Source organism: Sporosarcina pasteurii (assembly GCF_041295575.1).
Classification (GTDB): Bacteria; Bacillota; Bacilli; order Bacillales_A; family Planococcaceae; genus Sporosarcina; species Sporosarcina pasteurii.
Genome location: NZ_CP160452.1, coordinates 869080 through 889155, shown reverse-complemented (window position 1 = coordinate 889155; position 20076 = coordinate 869080). Strand labels below are relative to the sequence as shown.

The window sequence follows — 20076 nt, the reverse complement described above, 5'->3', positions numbered from 1 at the left end:
TCCCCCTGTAACTATGTTATACTCATTTCGTTCTTTTCGTGTATTAGTATAACACAATCATTTTAGAAAAACATACTAAATTACAACTATTATATTTTTCTATTATTCCGAACTAGCAGAACGATTTACATTCCACTTTTTAAGGATAGCCTCTAGTTGTATTTCACTCTCTTCTATCGTGCCATTATTGTTAATAACAGCATCTGCCCCCGCCTCTTTTATTTCTAGTGAGAACTGAGCGTTTATGCGGTCATTCGCTTCTTTTTCAGTCAAACCGTTTCTAGCAATGAGCCGTTCTTTTTGAACTTCAGGTGTAACGGTCACGACAAGTATTTTGTCCACGAACGATTGAAGTTTACTTTCAAATAAGAGAGGGATATCCATAATAATTGTGTTTGCCCCATTCGATATATGTTTGTCTCTTTGACGCAACATTTCCGTACGAATCGCAGGGTGAATAATCGTGTTTAGTTTTTTACGATTTTTTCCATTCCCAAAAACTAATTGCCCTAATCTTTCACGATGAAGTGATCCATCTGCTCGGATCACCTCTTGCCCAAATGTTCTACGAATCTCCTCGATGACAGCCGTACCTGGTTCAACGACAAGTCTTGCGATTTCGTCGGCATCTACAATCGGGTATCCTTTTTTACGCAACAAGGAAGAAATTGTACTCTTTCCACTGGCAATACTACCTGTTAATCCGATTATCATTTTTATCTCCTTAATTTGATGGTATTTTATTATGTTCTACTAATCAACTTCGACATTTGGGAGCCCATCGCACAATGAAGGGTTCGATTTGTATAATTTCACAATATTATACAAAACCGTAACCCCACTTTGGATATCTCTACTGACTGAATTAATTATCGTTGACACTTTGGACAATACACAGATGTCCTTCCACCTATTTGCATACTTTTAGTTTCTGCCTCACATGTCGGACATTCTTTCTGACCGTACATTTTCAGCCTATCTTGCATGGATCCAGCTTCACCGTTTATATTTCGGTAATCTGAAATTGTACTCCCTCCGGCATCGATACTCTCTTGTAGTATATCCACAATCACTCGAAACAGCTCTTGCTTTCTTTTTAAGCTAATTCTCTCTGCTTTCCTAGCTGGATGAATATTCATTTTAAATAATGCTTCCGTTGCGTAAATATTTCCGCAACCTGAAATAACTTGTCCATCCATGATCACTTCTTTAATAGGTTTTCTAGCATATCTAGGGAGCAGTGTGCAATCGATAAAATGCGTACATGCATCGTTATCGAATGGTTCAGGCGCCATTTTCAATAAAGGTGGATGGTCTGCTTCAATATTTAATAAGCGCAATTCCCCAAATCTTCGAATGTCCGAGTAAACAAGGAGTCCCCCGTCTTTCATCGTAAAGATCACATGGATATGCCTCCGGAATTTTTCTTCTGTTACTTCTTCAATCGAATTGACGGTAAACCATGCCCCCGTCATGCCTAAATGGCTGACGAGGAGATAGGATTGACCGTTTCGTTCTAAATCCATATAAATATATTTACTGCGGCGTTTTACATTTACAATGGTCATGTCTTTCATATTTTGAATAAACTGTTCGGTTGATATCCCTTTAATAATCGCTTCTCTGCCGCGTTCTTTTGATTCAACAACAATTGGTGAAATAGAAACGTCTTGAATCACTCTGCCAACTGCTTCAGGAGCCAGTGCACGTACGAGACCTTCTACTTCTGGTAGTTCTGGCATCTATTTCCCTCACTTCATATCATACCAAGATTTTCCGTGTGAAGACTCCACTTTTAATGGAACATTTAACGCAATTGCTGCCTCCATCACTTCTGGTACAATTTTTTCTAGTATTTCAATTTCCTCTTCAGGCGTTTCAAAAATGAGTTCGTCATGAACTTGAAGAAGCATTCTTGCTTGCAATCCTTCTTTTTCAAGTCGAGCATCCATATCAATCATCGCCTGCTTAATGATATCCGCGGCACTTCCCTGGATAGGTGTATTCATCGCCGTACGCTCAGCGAAGCTTCGTAAATTAAAATTGGAACTCTTAATCTCCGGTAAGTAGCGTCTTCTATTCAATAAAGTCGTTACATACCCTTGTTCCTTCGCCGTTTGAACAATATCATCCATATACTTTTTTACACCTGGGAAGCTTGCTAAATAGGTCTCAATAAACTGCGCAGCTTCTTTTCTCGTAATATTTAAGTTTTGGGATAATCCATAATCGCTAATTCCATAAATAATCCCAAAGTTTACTGCTTTTGCAGCATCTCGCATTTCAGCGGTGACTTCGTCTACCTCTACACCAAACACATCTGCCGCTGTACTTCTATGAATGTCAGCATTGTCTTTAAACGCTTGTATTAACTTTTCGTCTTCCGACATATGCGCTAGTACGCGCAATTCGATTTGCGAGTAATCCGCAGCAAATAGCGACCAACTTTCCTCTGAAGGAACGAATGCCGCTCTAATTTTCCGACCTTCTTCCAAACGAACAGGGATATTTTGTAAGTTTGGGTTGATTGAACTGAGTCGACCAGTCGTTGTTAGGGCTTGTTGAAAACGTGTATGAATCTTACCGTCTTCATGAATTTCTTTTAATAACCCTTCAATATACGTTGAATTTAATTTTGTTAGTTGACGGTACAGTAAAATGTGAGAAATGATCTCATGTTCGCTTGCTAACTTTTCAAGCACATCAGCCGCAGTTGAATAACCGGTCTTCGTCTTTTTAATCGGTGTAAGCCCAATCTTTTCAAATAAAATGACACCTAATTGTTTCGGAGAATTAATATTAAATTTCTCGCCAGCAATTTCATAAATTAACGTTTCTAAGTCCGTAATTCTTGCTGAAAGTTCCGTCCCTATTTTCGCTAATGCTTCCTTATCAGTTGCTACCCCAGTAGACTCCATTTTTCCTAGGATGAGTGCAAGCGGCAATTCCAACTCATGATATAGATCAAATTGTTCGTTCTCTTTAAGCTGTTCTTCAATTGTCGAGCGAAGATTCCAAACCGCCAGTGCTTTTCGCCCAGCATGTTCTGCAAGTACGTCGCTTTCTGGTAATGCTTTTCGAGCACCTTTTCCATAAACCGTTTCGTCTTGTTGCACATTCGTATAGCCAAATTGTTTGGCAATCGATGCGACATCTGACGATGAAGTTGATGGGTTAACAATATAAGACCCTAGAAGTAAATCAAAATCAATCCCATTTACTTCTACTCCATGGCGAGCTAGCGAGGCACGTGCAGCTTTGGAATCCGTACATAGCTTCTTTTTCGTATCATCTTTTAACCAAGCCTGAAATGAGTCAGATTTTTGGACAACTTCAAACGGCAAATACAGCGTCTTCGTATCGTCTGTAAGTGACACACCTTCGATATTCGCCCGCAAATAGTTTTCATCCATCATTTCTATATGAAGTGCCATTTCATTTGAAAGTTGACTGACATCTATCTCTGATACAGTTGTCACTTCAACATCTTCCTGCTTCTCCTCAATTGGATTTCCACCAAGCTTTTCAAGTAATGTATTGAATTTCAACTCTTGATAAATGTTAATGAGCTCGTCCATATTTGGACCGCTATAAGATAAATCATCGATTGAAATCGTAATTGGAGCATCTACAACAATCGTTGCTAAATCGCGACTCATAAAAGCCGTTTCTTTATTTTGTGTTAAATTTTCATTTAATCTTTTAGCCGTAATTTTATCGAGTGAAGCATAGATTTCCTCAATGGATCCATATTCCTTCAATAGTTTTAAGGCTGTCTTCTCACCAACTCCTGGAACCCCCGGAATATTGTCTGAAGAATCACCCATCAATCCTTTCATATCAATAATTTGGTGGGGTTGTATCCCATACTTTTCCATCACATGTTCTGGCGTATATTTTTCAGTATCGGTAATCCCTCTTCTAGTGATGAATACTGTTGTATGCTCCGTCGTCAATTGTGTTAAGTCTTTATCGCCAGAAATCACAACGACTTCAGCATCTTTTTTGTCCCCTTGATGACTTAATGTTCCAATAATGTCATCTGCCTCATATTGGTCAAGTTCATATTGGGGTATATTATACGCCTTCAACATTTTTCTTAAATAAGGGAATTGCTCGGAAAGTTCGGATGGTGTCTTTTGTCTACCACCTTTATATTCATCAAATGTTTTATGACGAAACGTTGTTTTACCAGCGTCCCAAGCAACGAGCATATGCGTTGGCTTTTCTTCTTCTAAAATATTTTGCAGCATCATTGTAAAACCATAAACTGCATTTGTATGAATGCCTTGATCGTTTGTTAATAACGGTAAGGCAAAAAACGCCCTATACGCGAGACTGTTTCCATCAAGCAGTACGATTTTCTTTTTTGTCAAAAATATTCCACTCCTCATTATCAGTCAATACACCACTCTAAGTGAAAGTAAAAACCGTCATCTTCTCTCCATTCTACCATGTACGATAGTGGAAATGAAAATGACGGCCTTGCCTTCAAGTTATTCGATATAGCCTGTTAAAATTTTTGCATACGGTGAATCCGCCGGAAGGATAATCATAGTATCTTCACCAATCGTCTTACTATACGATTGTAACGTTCGATATAATTGATAAAATTCCGGGTCTATAGAAAAAGCTTCGTTATAAATTTTTGCCGCTTCTGCTTCGCCTTCCGCATGGATAAGTGCTGCTTCCTTCTCTGCAGTGGCAAGCATTTCTTGTACTTCTCGATCTGTTTCCGCTTCAATTCGACGCTTATCCGCGTCTCCTTCTGATAAATACTTCTGTGCAATTGATTGTCTTTCGGAAACCATTCTCGTATAAATTGATTGTTCGTTTTCCTCAGGTAAGTCAATACGCTTGATCCGAACGTCTACCAATTCAATTCCAAAATTCCCTCTTTCCAGTAATTCGTTGACTCGTTCCGTAACACGATCATTTAAACTACCACGAGAAGAGTTTTCATCATTGACAACGTCTACATAATCGAGTTGACCGAGTTCTGTTCGGACGACAGAATAAATAAATTCATTCATACGCCCTTCTGCATTGACAATATTTCTGGCATTCGAAATCATTTTAACTGGATCATTAATTTTCCATACTGCATAATTATCAATAATAATTCTCTTTTTATCTTTTGTATTAATTTCTGATTCTGAAACATTATACGTCATTTGACTTTTGGGCAAGGTCATGACACTTTGAATAAACGGTATTTTCATGTTAAGCCCCGGCTTATCAACAATCCGTGTAATTTCCCCGAACTGACGAACGACACGATACTCATTTTCTTTGACGACAAAAACATTCGCCATAAGAATAACGAGCACTGCAAATACGGCAGTAAGACCAATTGTTAGCTTCACATATTTTTTAATCTGAACAGGACCGTTAAATTTAACTGTGTTATCAGGGTCATTCGGACTCTTTCTCCTTTGTTTTGCCCGTTGTTTTTCCATAAATTTTTCTTCTATACTTTTAAATGGATTTTTATCTTTAGTCATTTTGATCCTCCTTCTCTTCACTTTTTTCTAGTGGTGGTGGAGTTTGTAATTGACTTTGAAGTTGTTGTAAGGGTAAATATTTCACGGTTTCACCATTATCATTCATAATATAAATTTTTGCATTCGGTAGCACTTTTTCTAGCGTTTCAAGAACGAGACGTTGACGGGTAATATCTTTGTTTTTTTCATACTCCGCATGTAAGTCTTTAAAAAGCGCTACGTCCCCATGTGCTTGTTCTATTCGAGCAGTTTTTTGTCCTATTGCCCTCGATTTGATCGCATCCCGTTCTCCTGCTGCTTCGTTTTGCTTTTGATTTTCATATTTTTTTGCTTCATTAATTTTTGTGTTTTTAGTTTCTCTTGCATCCGTTACTGAGGTAAATGCAGCTCGTACGTCCGCATTCGGTAGCTCTACATCTTGTAGATTCACACCTTGAATAATGACACCGATATCATACTTATCCATTAAAGTAGCAAGTAAATCTCTTGTTTTTGCTTCAATCTCAGCTTTTCCATCTGTTAAAGCCGCATCGATTGTTGAACTACCAATGACCGAGCGAATTGAGGCAGAAGTTGCATCATGTAAAATCTCTTCCGGACTTTCTGAATGAAATAAAAACTTTTCTGGCTCTGTGATTTTCCATTGTACGACTAGATCAGTAAGGACGATATACTCGTCACCGGTAATCATTTTCGTCTCTTTGTCATAAGAAACAAGATCGCCACTTTCATCTTGCTTATAACCAAACTTAAGACTATATGTCTCCTTTGATAAAACTTCTACATGTTGAATCGGCCATGGTAACTTAAAATGTAAACCTGAATCGGTAACAATCGAATTCGCCTGACCGAATGTAATAACAACTGCTTGTTCCGATTCATCTACAGTGTACCAAGTAGTAAAACCAATTACGATAAGAATGAGCCCTGTTAGCGCCATTCCAATAATCGTTAATATACGTTTAACACTCATTACGCTTCTCCCCCTTAATTAACACCCATTCTTATACGGTTCATCATTCCAAAAGTTTCATATTTTTCTATAACTTATTATATCTAACTGTTTTAAAAACTTTTCAACTTGAACGCAACGTAAATTTCACTCTTTAAACGAAATAGGTTAATCCTAAAAAAAGAAGAGAAGATTTTACTTTCCTTCTTCTCTCCTTTCGTAAGAATCACGACATTGTATTCACTTATTCTTGCTTAATGGGTAATTTCACGTAAAAGGCCGTACCGACGGAAGGTTTACTATATACTTCAACTGAACCGTTATGTGCTTCTATCAGATGCTTGACGATTGCAAGTCCTAAACCAGTTCCACCAGATTCTCTACTTCTGGCTTGGTCTACCCGGTAGAATCGTTCAAACAACCTTGGTAATTGTGATGGCTCAATCCCAATCCCTTCGTCTTCTACTATGATAATAACTTGTTCGCTAGTTTTTTCGATGTATACTTTAACTTCTTTACCATCTTGGGAATACGCGAGCGCATTTGACAATAAATTTACAAGTACTTGTATAAGGCGGCCGGCATCTCCCTCTACAACAATTTCTGAAGATGGTTGAAAGATAATCTTCATTTTCTTCTCTTTTACTTTTACTGAAACAAGTTGTATCGCTTCTTCAATCACTTTATTTACATGAACATCGGTAAATTCTAACTTAAACTCGGCTCTTTCAACACCAGATAGTATGAGTAAATCGTCAATCAATGAATGTAATCGTTCACTTTCTTTATGAATTATTTCAAGAAAGTTCTTTCGGACTTCCCGATCTTCCATCGCTCCACTTAGTAATGTTTCGGCAAACCCTTTAATGGATGTTACAGGCGTCCTTAATTCATGGGAAACGTTTGCAACAAAATCTTTTCTAATCTCCTCCAAACGGATGAGTTCCGTTATATCATGAATCACAACTACGATTCCAAGCCAGTTCCCATGATTCCCAATTACTGGAGCACCATATACACTATAGGTGGCTGATTTCCCCTCAATCTCTATCGAAAATCGAGTTTCTTGCCCTTGTTCCGTCATAAAGACTTCCTCAATTAACTTTTCAATTTCAGTAGGTAATCCGATTGAATAAACCGTTCGACCAATCACCTCTTTATCTTCAAAGCCAAAAGTTTTTCTGAACATACCATTCACGAGGCTAACAGTCCCACCTCTTCCAAACATGAGTAAACCGCTGCCCATACTCTCAATAAGCGTTTTTAATCGGTCTTTTTCTACGATACGTTTCGTAGACATTTTCTCCATAGTCTCAGAAATTTCTTTGACTGCAATTGAAAGTTCGTCTTCATAAAAATGTAGATACGGATGATTCGCCCAATCGACCGTCTGCCCTTTTGAAATTTTAGTCACAACCGATGTAATATCATCCACTGGTTTCGCATAATTTAATAATAGCCTCATTGAAATGATCATCGAAAGAATAAAAGCAATGAAAAGAATAATGATTAAATACAGCATGTATTGATTGAATGTTGGGTTCTCTAAATTCTTATAAAACAATGGAAAAAACTGGCCTAGTACAATGCCTAGACCAGTTAAAAGCATTCCAATAAGAATCGCATATGCACCTACAAGACGGCTATATAACCCTTTCACTAGAAGTCACTCCTCAAATTTATATCCAATTCCCCTTACCGTTTTTATATAGATCGGCTTTCTAGTATTTTCTTCTATTTTATCCCTCAAATGACTTACATGCACATCTACAATCCGTGTATCACCTGCAAAATCATAGTTCCAAACAGCGCTCAACAGTGTATCACGCGAAAGAACTCTATTTTTATTACGGATAAAGTAAACAAGCAATTCGAACTCTTTTGGTGTGAACTCTAGTTTTTCTTCAGATAAGTACGCTTCATATTGCTCTAAGTATACCGTTATGGGACCTGAGGTTAGAACTTCTTCATGATTAATCGAATCCGTAACGGTCGTCGTTCTCCGTAATACGGCTTTAACGCGAGCCATGACTTCTCTAGGACTAAATGGTTTTGTCATATAGTCGTCAGCCCCAATTTCTAACCCCAATACTTTATCTAATTCTTCACTTTTTGCTGTAAGCATGATAATCGGAATATTAATATGACGTTTTCGTAACGTTTTACAAACTTCTATCCCATCTACTTTAGGAAGCATTAAATCTAATAAAATAAGATCCGGCTTTTCATCCTCAGCTTTGCGTATTGCTTCCTCGCCCTCAGTAGCTACTAATGTTTCATAACCTGCTTGCGTTAAGTTATAATCGAGCAATGTACGAATTGATTGCTCGTCATCCACAATTAGTATTTTGAGTTTATCAACAGACACCCACTATCCCTACCTTCAATCAATTATCTTTTCTTATTTGTATGACGTTTTAAAAATTATCTAACGCATCTGCTGTTAATCGATTAATCACTTTTGGTGGAGTGACTTTTATGTAGCCTGTTATCACCACTTCGCCTTCTTCATTACAAGCCTCGATTTGTATGACAATAGTATTTTCATTTTTTTGCACTTCAGATACTTCCATTAGAAAGTCGATTGTTTCATAATGGTAAACTGGTATTGGAAATTTCAGATGTTCCTCTATGACATGAGAACCTGGTCCTGGTAAATATTTAGAGGCAGCAGACGTAACGATACCAGTTAACATAATTGTTGGCACAATAGGTTTTTCATAAGTTGTTTGTGAAGCAAAATCATGTTGAATATACAAAGGATTACTATCATTTGTTAATCCTAAGTACAACATCAAGTCTTTATCCTCTATCTTTTCCGTTAATTTTAATTTTTCTCCTACGGATATATCCTCAATTTTTCTACCTAGACGTCTTTTTTTGCCAAGTATCAACTGAATTCCTCCTCTAGAAACTTTTATGAATCCTAATGTTCTAATTTTATCAACTGTTTTATATAAGTATCGCCATTCAATTCTATACTTTTACTTATTATAACAAAAAATCGAGTAGCCTAGCTACCCGATTCCTGAAACATGTTCATGCTCAATGTTAAGCAAAAAACATATTATTGATTAAGCAAGAACGTTCATCACTGCTTTTACAGAATCTGCAGATTTTGACAAAGCTTCTTTTTCAGCTTCTGTCAGTTCAAGCTCAATGACTTTTTCAATTCCACCTGCTCCAAGCACTGTTGGAACACCTAAATAGATACCATTCATTCCATATTCGCCTTCTAAATATGCGATGGATGGTAACACTCGCTTTTGATCTTTTAGAATGGCTTCTGCCATCTCAACAAGGGATGCTGCAGGCGCATAATAAGCGGAACCATTTCCAAGCAAGTTCACAATTTCTGCTCCACCTTTACGTGTTCGGTCTACAATTTCTTCTAATCTTTCAGGCGCAATTAATGTTTCCAAAGGGATCCCACCTGCATAGGAATAGCGCACTAGAGGAACCATATCATCGCCATGTCCACCTAGTACGAACCCTGTGACATCTTTAACGGAAAGATTTAGTTCCTGGGCAACGAACGTACGGAAACGTGCTGTATCAAGTACGCCAGATTGACCAATCACGCGCTCTTTAGGGAATCCAGATTCCTTATATACCGTATATGTCATTGCGTCTACTGGGTTTGTTAATACAATGATTGTTGCATTAGGAGAATATTTTACAACTTCACCTGTTACAGCTTTCATGACTTTCTGGTTTGTCTGAACGAGGTCATCACGGCTCATGCCAGGTTTACGCGCAATTCCAGCAGTGATGATGACAATATCAGAATCCTTAGTATCCTCATAATTTGAAGTACCAATAATGTTTGCATCAAATCCTAGGACAGGACCTGCTTCAAGCATATCTAGTGCCTTTCCTTTAGTTGGATTCTCCATTTGCGGAATATCTACGAGTACAATATCGCCTAGCTCTTTTTGTGCCAGTAAAAACGCAGTCGTTGCACCTGTAAATCCAGAACCGATTACTGAGACTTTTTTACGTTTCATCGTCATGACGGATACTCTCCTTTTTTTCTTCATATGTAGGAAGACGTGAGGGGGTAAACCTCACGTCTTCTTTGTGTATAGCTTATCGTAAATGGCAATTTTTCGCCACTCTTTTATCGTATTAAGAAACTATTAAATCATGACCACATGGAAATTTTACTTGTTTACAAGTTTTCCATATAGGCCAAATCAACTGCGTGGCAAAGAGCGCCACTCCGTTGATTCGTCTTTTATAGATTTTCGATTAATGCATCTGCAAATTCAGAAGTTTTCACTTCAGTTGCACCATCCATTAAGCGTGCAAAGTCGTAGGTAACAACTTTAGATGCGATTGTTTTCTCGATGGAGTCTTCAATCATCTTCGCTGCTTCGTTCCAACCTAGGTGTTCAAGCATTAATACACCTGAAAGTAGAACTGAAGATGGGTTTACAACGTCAAGACCTGCATATTTTGGAGCTGTTCCATGTGTCGCTTCGAAAATTGCATGTCCAGTATCATAGTTAATGTTTGCTCCTGGTGCAATTCCAATTCCACCTACTTGAGCAGCAAGCGCGTCAGAGATATAGTCTCCATTCAGGTTCATTGTTGCAACAACATCATATTCTTTTGGACGCGTTAAAATTAACTGCAAGAAAATGTCTGCAATTGCTTCTTTGATAATTATTTTACCAGCTGCTTCAGCTTCCTCTTGCGCTTTGTTTGCAGCGTCAGTACCTTCTGCATCTTTAATTTTGTCGTACTGTCTCCAAGTAAATACTTTGTCCGCGAATTCTTCTTCAGCAACCTCATAGCCCCAAGTTGCGAAGGCACCTTCAGTAAATTTCATAATGTTTCCTTTATGAACAAGTGTAACTGATTTGCGGCCTTCTCTTAATGCATAGTTAATTGCTCCGCGAACTAGTCGTTTAGTTCCTTCTTCTGAAACTGGTTTAATCCCAATTCCTGAAGTTTCTGGGAAGCGGATGTTTTTAACGCCCATTTCATCTTGTAGGAAGTTTACTAGTTTTTCAACTTCATCTGTACCTTTTTCATATTCAATACCGGCATAAATGTCTTCTGTGTTTTCACGGAAAATAACCATGTCACAGTCTTCCGGACGTTTAACAGGTGAAGGTACACCATCAAAATAACGTACAGGACGTAGGCAAGTATATAAATCTAGCTCTTGACGAAGCGCAACGTTCAATGAACGGAATCCGCCACCAATTGGTGTTGTAAGAGGTCCTTTAATCGCAATTAAGTATTCCTCAATTGTGTCTAAAGTTTCCTGTGGAAGCCATTCGCCTGTCTCATTAAATGCCTTTTCCCCAGCAAGTACTTCTTTCCAAACTAGCTTCTTTTTTCCGTCGTATGCCTTTTCAACAGCCGCTTCTAAAACACGTGAAGCTGCATTCCAAATATCTGGTCCTGTACCATCACCAATGATATAAGGAATTGTTACGTGATCTGGAACATTTAAAACGCCATTATTTACTGTAACTTTTTCGCCGATAGTCATGAAGATTTCCTCCTAAATTCAAATCAGAGGGCTGTCCTATCTGGACTGCCCCTATTGTATAATAAATTAAATTAGCGGTCTTCGATTGGAATATATTTCTGCATTCCCGGTCCAGTGTATTCCGCACGTGGACGGATTAATCTGTTGTTCTCGTATTGCTCTAGAATGTGGGCAATCCAACCTGATACGCGGGAAACCGCAAAGATTGGTGTGAATAAATCATGTTCTATACCCAGTGAATGATAAACAGATGCCGAGTAGAAGTCTACGTTCGGCGGTAAGTTTTTCTGAGCCGTAAACGCCGCTTCAACTCTGATAGACATATTATACCACTTTTCTTCGCCACGCAGTTTTGTTAATTGCTTCGACATTTCGCGTAGATGTTTCGCACGCGGGTCTCCTTGACGGTAAACTCGGTGTCCGAAACCCATAATTTTCTCTTTATTGGCCAATTTTTCTTGAATGTAAGCTTCAGCGTTTTCTTCTGAACCTATTTCAGAAAGCATTTTCATTACCTGTTCGTTTGCACCGCCATGAAGTGGTCCTTTTAGTGCGCCGATGGCTGATGTTACACCTGAATACATATCTGATAGTGTTGCTACGCATACACGTGCAGTGAATGTTGATGCATTCAATTCGTGGTCAGCATGTAAAACAAGTGCTTTATCAAATGCCTCGATTTCGATTTCTTCTGGCTCTTTACCGGATAGCATATAAAGGAAGTTTGCTGCATACCCAAGATCCGCACGTGGCGCAACCGGCTCAAGACCTTTACGCACTCTAGCAAACGCAGTCACAATTGTGGCAATTTTCGCTTGCAAGTTGATTGCTTTTGCGTAATTTGCCTCGTCAGACATATCTTCCGATTTATCATCGTATAATCCAAGTAAAGATACAGCTGAACGTAATGCTGACATTGGATGTACTTTGTCGATTGGATACGTCTTAAAATGGTTAAGAAATTCTTGAGGGAGTGACATATTAGCTGTAAGCTGTTGTTTCAGCTCAGTAAGCTCGTCCATTTTCGGTAGTCGCTTATGCCAGAGTAGATAAATTACTTCTTCAAAACTAGCATTGTCTGCGAGTTCGTCAATGTTATAGCCGACATATGTAAGTGTATCGTCAATAATTGAACTGATTGACGACTGTGTCGCTACAACTCCCTCTAATCCACGGGTAGATGTCATGTAAATCGCTCCTTCTTTTTAGCTTGAACAACTATTTTCTACGAATATATGAAAATAGTTGATCAGCAACTTTTATGTTATACCGCCTTTAAAAACGCTTACATATTTCATTATAGTCAACTTTGGCATCTTTGTGAATGGAAACGCATGTTTTTGTTTAAAAAGTCTTAAAAAGGAGACTTAAATGTCTAATTTAAAAAAGAATGAAAAGCTGATAAAGACGGCATTCAGCAAATGGTTTCCGATAATTTTCACATTACTAATTATTTATTTATTTCCGCCTGTAGCGATAGCCGTTATTGCTGCTTTTTTTACTGCACCGCTCTTGCAAGCCGTACACGCTGTTACTAGATTACCACTTACACTTTCAACACTCTTTGTCATTAGTTCTATTTTTTTGGTCACAGGGTCATTTTTTTATATAGGTCTTCATGGGATGATTGAAATATTTCCTGTTGTAGAAAATCATTTAGCATCCCTTCAATTAGATACTGACATCTTAGGTCAAGGGTTAGCTTTTCTTGAGGAGAAGGTCGTTGAGTACGGACAGGCAGTATTAGATTATGCCATCACAATGATACAAATGTTATTTCAACAACTGATGAGTTTGTTTATTTTCTTAGTTGCTTATTTTTTTGCTTTACGCGAATCAGGAAAAGAACGCTTTTGGTTTTTAATTTATTTTCCTGTCCGTTTTCGGAAACAAGCGAAACATACATTGTCAAAAGCGAGTAAGTTAATTGGCACATTTATATTCGTAGAAGCAAGGCTGATTTTTATCACCTTTATTATTTTATCTATCGGTTTTGCATTATTACGCTTCACTTCGCCGATCGGAATTGCGCTTTTAATCTCACTCGCTGACAGTTTGCCATTCCTAGGAATTGGTATTTTCTTAATTCCTATGATTGTTTTTTTCTTTTACTCTGGTGATTTATTTATCGGGACCGCACTTGTTTTACTCTATTTAGTAACGATCACCACTCGACAATTTGCCGAATCTTATATGTGGGCGTCTACATTTCAATTAAAACCCATTCATGCATTTTTCATATTAGCTTGTGCAGTTTATACCTTTGGATTAGCAGGGATATTACTTTCACCATTTTTACTTTTCGCCGCACTTAAAATAAAACAACACCCTTTGTTTAACGAATAATAATTTGCTTGTTTTTCATTTTTTTATAGAGCCATTTGTGAATCGCCGGACGGATTAAATTTCTAGGTCCTTTAAAAAGGAGCAAAAAACCAATGATATCTGTCACAAATCCAGGCATGAGCAATAATAACCCGCCGATAAAAATACAGACACTGTCGATGAGCGCATCTCCAGGCGTTTCCATATTTTTTAGACGCTTGTTAAAATCCATCCAAGCTTTTGCTCCTTGTTTTTTTGCCAAAAAAGCCCCTAAAAAACCTGTTAAAATAATTAAACTTATTGTAGGGAATAACCCAAGTTGCTGCCCTGAATATATTAAGAGAGCAAGTTCGGCAGTTGGTATAAGAATAAACGCTAAGACTAACCATTTCATTTGAAGAACCTCCTAAAAAGACTACTTGCATCTCGGGGGCAAGTAGTCTTTTTGTTTTACAATCATATACTTTATAAATTGTTGTGCAATATTTGATTACACGTTTACCTGTCCATTATAAATTACGCCGGATTCAGCATCCATCGTAACTTTACTACCATGCTGAATCACCTTTGTTGCATTTTTAACGCCAACAATAACAGGGATTCCAAGACTTAATCCTACTACAGCCGCGTGACTTGTTAATCCGCCTTCTTCAGTAATGAGTCCTGCACATTTCTCGATAGCAGGCATCATGTCACGGTCAGAACCTTTTGTAACTAAGATGGCATCGGTCGTATTGTATGATAAAGCCTCATCCGCATTATTTGCAACAACTGCTTTTCCGATTGCTACTGTTTTACCAATTCCTTGGCCACGAACGAGCAAGTCTCCAACAACATGAATTTTCATTAAGTTCGTTGTGCCCACCTCACCTACTGGTACACCAGCTGTAATAATCACCGCATCGCCATGACTTACGTATTTATGTTTAACACTTTCTTCTACTGAATTTTGTATCAAATTGTCAATTGTTTTTACATTTTTACCAATTATCGGATATACGCCCCACACAAGAGATAACTTACGAGAAAACTTTTCAGATGCTGTCAGTGCAATAATTGGACATCCAGGACGATATTTTGCGATCATTTTAGCAGTTTGACCACTGCGGGTTGGTGCAAGAACTGCTTTAACCTTCAAGTTAAGTGCAGTATAAGCCGCTGATTGACCAATCGCTTCTGTCATATTCCCATGTTTTTCACGACGCCTTGTGGATACAAGTGAACGGTAATCAAAGGATTCTTCCGCACGTCTTGCAATTTTATCCATTGTTTCGACAGACTCTACTGGATATTGTCCGGCAGCTGTTTCTCCAGAGAGCATAATCGCATCTGAACCATCCAAGATTGCATTCGCAACGTCACTTGCTTCAGCACGAGTTGGACGAGGATTTTGTTGCATGGAGTCTAACATTTGCGTCGCGGTAATCACTGGCTTTCCAGCTTGATTACATTTCTCAATTAATTGCTTCTGAATATGCGGAACTTCTTCAGCTGGAATTTCAACACCTAAGTCGCCACGTGCAACCATCAATCCGTCTGATAAGGTTAAAATCTCATCGATGTTATCGACACCTTGTTCATTTTCGATTTTAGGAATAATTTGGATCTCTTCTCCGCCATTTCCTTCGAGTAAACTTCGGATTTCCATAACATCTGACGCTCTTTGGACAAATGACGCAGCAATGAAGTCTACATTTTCTTGAATTCCAAAAAGAATATCTTCTGCATCCTTCTCGGTCATACCTGGCAACTGAACCTGTACGCCTGGTACGTTAACACCTTTCCTATCTTTCAAGACACCTGAATTCACAGCAAGCGTATGTATTAAACCACGTGAATGATCAGTTCCAGTTATCTCTAATTGAATCAGTCCATCGTCTAATAAAATCATTGAACCTACATTTACGTCTTCAATCAGTTTATTATACGTAATTGAAAAAACATCTTCTGTACCTTCAACTTCATTCATGGAGACATCAATTTTTTGTCCAGCATGAATTTCGACTCGGCCATTTTTCATAGAATGTGTTCGTATTTCTGGACCTCGCGTATCGAGTAAAATACCAACCACTTTTCCTTTTTTACGTGCTACTTCATTAATTCGATCAATACGTACCTTATGTTCTGCATGGTTACCATGTGAAAAATTCAGTCGCGCCACGTTCATCCCTGCATCAATTAATTTTTCTAGCACTTCTACGGATTCACTTGCTGGTCCTATTGTACATACTATTTTTGTCTTTCTCATCAGTATATCCCCTCTTCGCTATGTAATAGCATTTCCATTTAAATTGACAGTTGTTTTGATAAATGATACATGCTAACGTCTAGTTTTTCGGAGCCCTCAAAAACACATTGTAAGTCGTAGTCTACTAGTTTGTGATTTTGTATACCAATCGCAACGCCTCCACGACCTTCCTTTAATACTTCTACGGCCCTTGCGCCAAATTGACTTGCAATGACACGGTCGCGTCCTGACGGTGATCCACCGCGCTGAATATGTCCTAGCACGGATACCCGTGTCTCGATATTCGCTTGTATTTCTAATACTGTCGCTAAGTCATTGGCAGACATGACTCCTTCGGCAACAATAATAATACTATGTTTTTTTCCACGAACCGCACCGCTTTCAAGTCGTTCGATGATATCCGGTATTTCAGATTTCTCTTCAGGAATTAAAATTGTTTCTGCTCCACCTGCTAACCCTGCCCAAAGCGCAAGATCTCCAGCGTCGCGTCCCATTACTTCAATGATAAATGTTCTTTCATGGGAACTCGCAGTATCTCTAATTTTGTCAATTGCATCGATGACTGTATTTAACGCCGTATCAAAGCCAATCGTGAAATCCGTTCCTTTAATATCATTATCAATTGTCGCCGGAACACAAACACATGGAATTCCAAGTTTAGTTAATTCATGGGCACCTCTAAATGATCCATCGCCGCCTATGACGACTATGCCTTCAATCTGATGCTTTTTTAATTGCTCTACTGCCTTCTTACGTCCTTCAGGTACGAGAAATTCAGGACATCGAGCAGAACGTAACATCGTCCCACCCCGATGAATAATATCACCGACTGTGCCGAGCTCCATTTTCTCGATTTTCCCATCAATTAACCCTTGGTAACCGTTATAAATCCCAGCTACCTCAAACCCTTCATAAATCGCTTTTCGGACAACTGCGCGCACCGCTGCATTCATTCCTGGTGCGTCGCCGCCACTTGTTAATACAGCTATCTTCACAATGATCTCTCCAATTCGCATATATTCAACCGCAAACTGAATTTCCGCAAAAACTATTCAGTAAACACACCAATTTTCCGAAATTTATCATATCGGTTTTGTACGATTTCTTCGTTGGATAATTTTCCAAGTTCGTCCAAAGAACGGCGAATAGTTTGACCGATTTTAACAGCTTGCGTTTTTGGATCGCGATGAGCTCCGCCGAGGATTTCTGGTATCATCTCATCAATAATCCCCATTTCCTTCAAATGTGGCGCAGTAATCCTCATCGCTTCTGCAGCTTGTTTTGATAAGCTTGCGTCTTTCCACAAAATAGAGGCCGCTCCTTCAGGAGATATGACGGAATAAGTAGAATGCTCTAGCATATGAATGTGGTTCGCAACACCTAATGCTAGTGCGCCGCCACTACCGCCTTCACCGATGACAATTGAAATTACAGGAACTGTTAATCCTGCCATCTCAATAAGGTTCCGTGCAATTGCTTCACTCTGCCCTCTTTCTTCAGCTGCTTTTCCTGGATAGGCTCCTTTTGTATCGATGAAACAAATAATAGGGCGGTTAAATTTCTCCGCCTGTTTCATAAGCCTTAACGCTTTACGATAACCTTCCGGATGAGGCATTCCAAAATTTCGTTTCACATTCTCTTTCGTATCTTTCCCTCTTTGGTGCCCAATAATCGTCACGGGTATAGAATTAAATGATGCAATTCCACCAACAATCGCTTCGTCATCACCAAAATTTCTATCACCATGGAGTTGAATAAAATCTGCAAATAGTTCTTCAATGTAATCTAACGTTGTTGGTCTTTGTTGGTGTCTTGCTACTTGAACGCGATCCCAAGTTTCCATATTGCCATAAATATCTTCTTCTAAGTTTTTCAAACGACTTTTTAACGTCTCGATTTCATCAGATAAATCTACAGATGATTCCGCAGTAAACTGTTCAAGTTCATTAATTTTTTCACGAAGCCTTACAATCGGCTCTTCAAATGACAGAGTTTTACTCATTTTACTTAGCCTCCTTTACATGAAGTCGAATAACCTTTGATAAAGTTTCCTTCATATCTTCACGATGAACTACCGCATCAAGTTGACCATGTTCAAGTAGAAACTCGGCCGTTTGAAAATCATCCGGCAGTTTCTCTCTAACCGTCTGTTCGATCACGCGTCTTCCGGCAAACCCAATAAGTGCTTTCGGTTCAGCAAGGTTAATATCCCCGACAGATGCAAAACTTGCCGATACCCCACCGGTCGTCGGGTATGTCATAATCGATACGAATAATAGTCCTTTTTCAGCATGCCGATTAAGTGCAACACTGGTTTTTGCCATTTGCATCAGTGATAAAACACCTTCTTGCATCCTTGCTCCACCACTAGCCGTAAAGATTAGGATTGGAACACCTAATTCAGTAGCCTTTTCTACAGCACGGGTAATTTTCTCACCGACAACTGAACCCATAGAACCCATTCTGAAATGTGAGTCCATAATCGCAACAGCCACTTGTTGTCCATCGATTTCACCAGTACCAGTTAATACCGCTTCATTTAGTCCCGTTTTCACAGCATCCTTTTCCACTTTTTCAGTATAACTTGGAAAGTCTAGTGGGTTTTCCGTTTTCAAATGATCATCCAGGGAATGAAAAGTCCCCTCATCAAATAACATTTGTGCACGCTCATTAGCTGTCATGCGCATATGATGATCACAAGTTGGACAAACTTTTAACATTTGTATTAAATCTTTAGTTAAAACTATATTTTTACACTCTGGACATTTCGTCATAATTCCTTCTGGTACATCATTCTTAGCCTGTTTGGAAGGTATTTTTGCTTCTTTTTGTTTACGATTTCTCTTAAAGATATCACGAATCATCTCATTACTCCCCTCTTTCATCCTCTACTAATTTTATCCAATTATTGTATTCTTTAAGCGTCTTTGCTTCATCCCCGTCTACTATCCCGACAAGTAACTCTTTCACGTATTGCTTCTCAACTGGTGTCATATCCATATCGTACGGCACTTGACTGAATTGTTTTAATAGCCTCCAGATTTTCAATGAGAGACGATTTCCTGTTGATACAATCATTTCCCGTATTAAATCTATTCTTTTCATACTTTCATCGTATTCAACTTTTGCTAACAAACTCTCCCAGACTGGAAGCTTACGTAATTCCACACGTTGACAAACAGTTTGAATCGCAGCAATCTCATGTATTCTTCTTGTTTCCTGCACATCTCGAATTGAAGTCGATTGCTGTAAAATAAAACCAGATAACACATCGACGAATTGATTTTTTTGAAGGTCAGCTAAAAACGTACCTTCCCCTCGTCTTGTTTCAATAACACCTAATAATTCAAGACTTCGTAATGCTTCTCGGACAGTTGAACGGCCTGCTTGCATACGTTCAGCCAATACACGTTCAGATGGAAGTTTCCCACCAGTCTTAATATTTTCTTCTTCAATTAGATTTCTTAACTCACGTACAATTTCTAGGTACATTTTTGAATGCTCTTTTTGACTTTCCATTGCTGAACTCCTCTGGAAGTAA

The 20076-nt window shown here is 38.6% G+C and carries 18 protein-coding genes; 1 reads left to right on the top strand and 17 read right to left on the bottom strand.

Going from position 1 to position 20076, the window contains the following annotated elements; genetic code table 11:
* Positions 1–102: 102 nt before the first annotated feature.
* The 11 genes from coaE to citZ all read right to left on the bottom strand — a co-directional run bounded on the left by coaE (position 103) and on the right by citZ (position 13149).
* Positions 103–714: a dephospho-CoA kinase gene (gene coaE, locus AB1H92_RS04020; RefSeq protein ID WP_115362222.1), complete on the bottom strand. Its 612-nt coding sequence runs from the start codon at positions 712–714 to the stop codon at positions 103–105.
* 155 nt (positions 715–869) lie between these two features.
* Entirely contained in the window at positions 870–1742 is an 873-nt protein-coding gene (gene mutM, locus AB1H92_RS04015; protein ID WP_115362223.1) for a bifunctional DNA-formamidopyrimidine glycosylase/DNA-(apurinic or apyrimidinic site) lyase, read from the bottom strand.
* A 9-nt stretch (positions 1743–1751) separates the two neighbouring features.
* The gene (gene polA / locus AB1H92_RS04010; protein WP_115362225.1) at positions 1752–4376 is read right to left on the bottom strand and encodes a DNA polymerase I; all 2625 of its coding nucleotides are present in this window, start codon (positions 4374–4376) and stop codon (positions 1752–1754) included.
* Positions 4377–4496: 120 nt separating this feature from the next.
* Positions 4497–5504: a protease modulator HflC gene (hflC, locus tag AB1H92_RS04005; RefSeq protein WP_115362227.1), complete on the bottom strand. Its 1008-nt coding sequence runs from the start codon at positions 5502–5504 to the stop codon at positions 4497–4499.
* The gene (gene hflK / locus AB1H92_RS04000; RefSeq protein ID WP_115362229.1) at positions 5497–6477 is read right to left on the bottom strand and encodes an FtsH protease activity modulator HflK; all 981 of its coding nucleotides are present in this window, start codon (positions 6475–6477) and stop codon (positions 5497–5499) included. Before hflK ends, hflC begins: the two co-directional genes overlap by 8 nt.
* 223 nt (positions 6478–6700) lie before the next feature.
* A complete protein-coding gene (gene pnpS / locus AB1H92_RS03995; protein ID WP_370475558.1) occupies positions 6701–7921 on the bottom strand; it encodes a two-component system histidine kinase PnpS in 1221 nt (406 codons plus the stop codon).
* Between the two features lie 201 nt (positions 7922–8122).
* The gene (locus AB1H92_RS03990) at positions 8123–8824 is read right to left on the bottom strand and encodes a response regulator transcription factor (protein WP_115362233.1); all 702 of its coding nucleotides are present in this window, start codon (positions 8822–8824) and stop codon (positions 8123–8125) included.
* Positions 8825–8873: 49 nt separating this feature from the next.
* On the bottom strand, positions 8874–9350 hold the full coding sequence (locus tag AB1H92_RS03985; RefSeq protein WP_115362235.1) for a MaoC/PaaZ C-terminal domain-containing protein: 477 nt from the start codon (positions 9348–9350) through the stop codon (positions 8874–8876).
* Positions 9351–9530: 180 nt separating this feature from the next.
* The gene (mdh, locus tag AB1H92_RS03980) at positions 9531–10469 is read right to left on the bottom strand and encodes a malate dehydrogenase (protein WP_115362237.1); all 939 of its coding nucleotides are present in this window, start codon (positions 10467–10469) and stop codon (positions 9531–9533) included.
* A 224-nt stretch (positions 10470–10693) separates the two neighbouring features.
* Positions 10694–11962, bottom strand: a complete 1269-nt coding sequence (gene icd, locus AB1H92_RS03975) for an NADP-dependent isocitrate dehydrogenase (RefSeq protein ID WP_115362239.1) — start codon at positions 11960–11962, stop codon at positions 10694–10696.
* A 71-nt stretch (positions 11963–12033) separates the two neighbouring features.
* Positions 12034–13149 carry a citrate synthase gene (citZ, locus tag AB1H92_RS03970; RefSeq protein ID WP_115362241.1) on the bottom strand — a complete coding sequence of 372 codons (1116 nt, stop codon included), beginning with the start codon at positions 13147–13149 and terminating at the stop codon, positions 12034–12036.
* 184 nt (positions 13150–13333) lie between these two features.
* Here citZ and AB1H92_RS03965 point away from each other — a divergent pair, with 184 nt between their 5' ends.
* A complete protein-coding gene (locus AB1H92_RS03965) occupies positions 13334–14308 on the top strand; it encodes an AI-2E family transporter (RefSeq protein WP_115362243.1) in 975 nt (324 codons plus the stop codon).
* On the opposite strand, the gene AB1H92_RS03960 is transcribed toward AB1H92_RS03965, so the two are convergent.
* From AB1H92_RS03960 to AB1H92_RS03935, 6 genes are all read right to left on the bottom strand, one after another.
* Positions 14298–14681, bottom strand: a complete 384-nt coding sequence (locus AB1H92_RS03960; protein WP_115362245.1) for an FxsA family protein — start codon at positions 14679–14681, stop codon at positions 14298–14300. The two genes, AB1H92_RS03965 and AB1H92_RS03960, sit on opposite strands and share 11 nt — an antisense overlap.
* Before the next feature lie 96 nt (positions 14682–14777).
* The gene (pyk, locus tag AB1H92_RS03955) at positions 14778–16535 is read right to left on the bottom strand and encodes a pyruvate kinase (RefSeq protein ID WP_115362247.1); all 1758 of its coding nucleotides are present in this window, start codon (positions 16533–16535) and stop codon (positions 14778–14780) included.
* 38 nt (positions 16536–16573) lie between these two features.
* Positions 16574–17533: a 6-phosphofructokinase gene (pfkA, locus tag AB1H92_RS03950; protein WP_115364126.1), complete on the bottom strand. Its 960-nt coding sequence runs from the start codon at positions 17531–17533 to the stop codon at positions 16574–16576.
* A 50-nt stretch (positions 17534–17583) separates the two neighbouring features.
* Entirely contained in the window at positions 17584–18537 is a 954-nt protein-coding gene (gene accA / locus AB1H92_RS03945) for an acetyl-CoA carboxylase carboxyl transferase subunit alpha (RefSeq protein ID WP_115362249.1), read from the bottom strand.
* Position 18538: 1 nt separating this feature from the next.
* Entirely contained in the window at positions 18539–19399 is an 861-nt protein-coding gene (gene accD / locus AB1H92_RS03940; protein WP_115362251.1) for an acetyl-CoA carboxylase, carboxyltransferase subunit beta, read from the bottom strand.
* Between the two features lie 4 nt (positions 19400–19403).
* Positions 19404–20054 (bottom strand): FadR/GntR family transcriptional regulator, encoded by a 651-nt coding sequence (locus AB1H92_RS03935; protein ID WP_115362253.1) that lies wholly within the window; start codon positions 20052–20054, stop codon positions 19404–19406.
* Between the last annotated feature and the right edge of the window lie 22 nt (positions 20055–20076).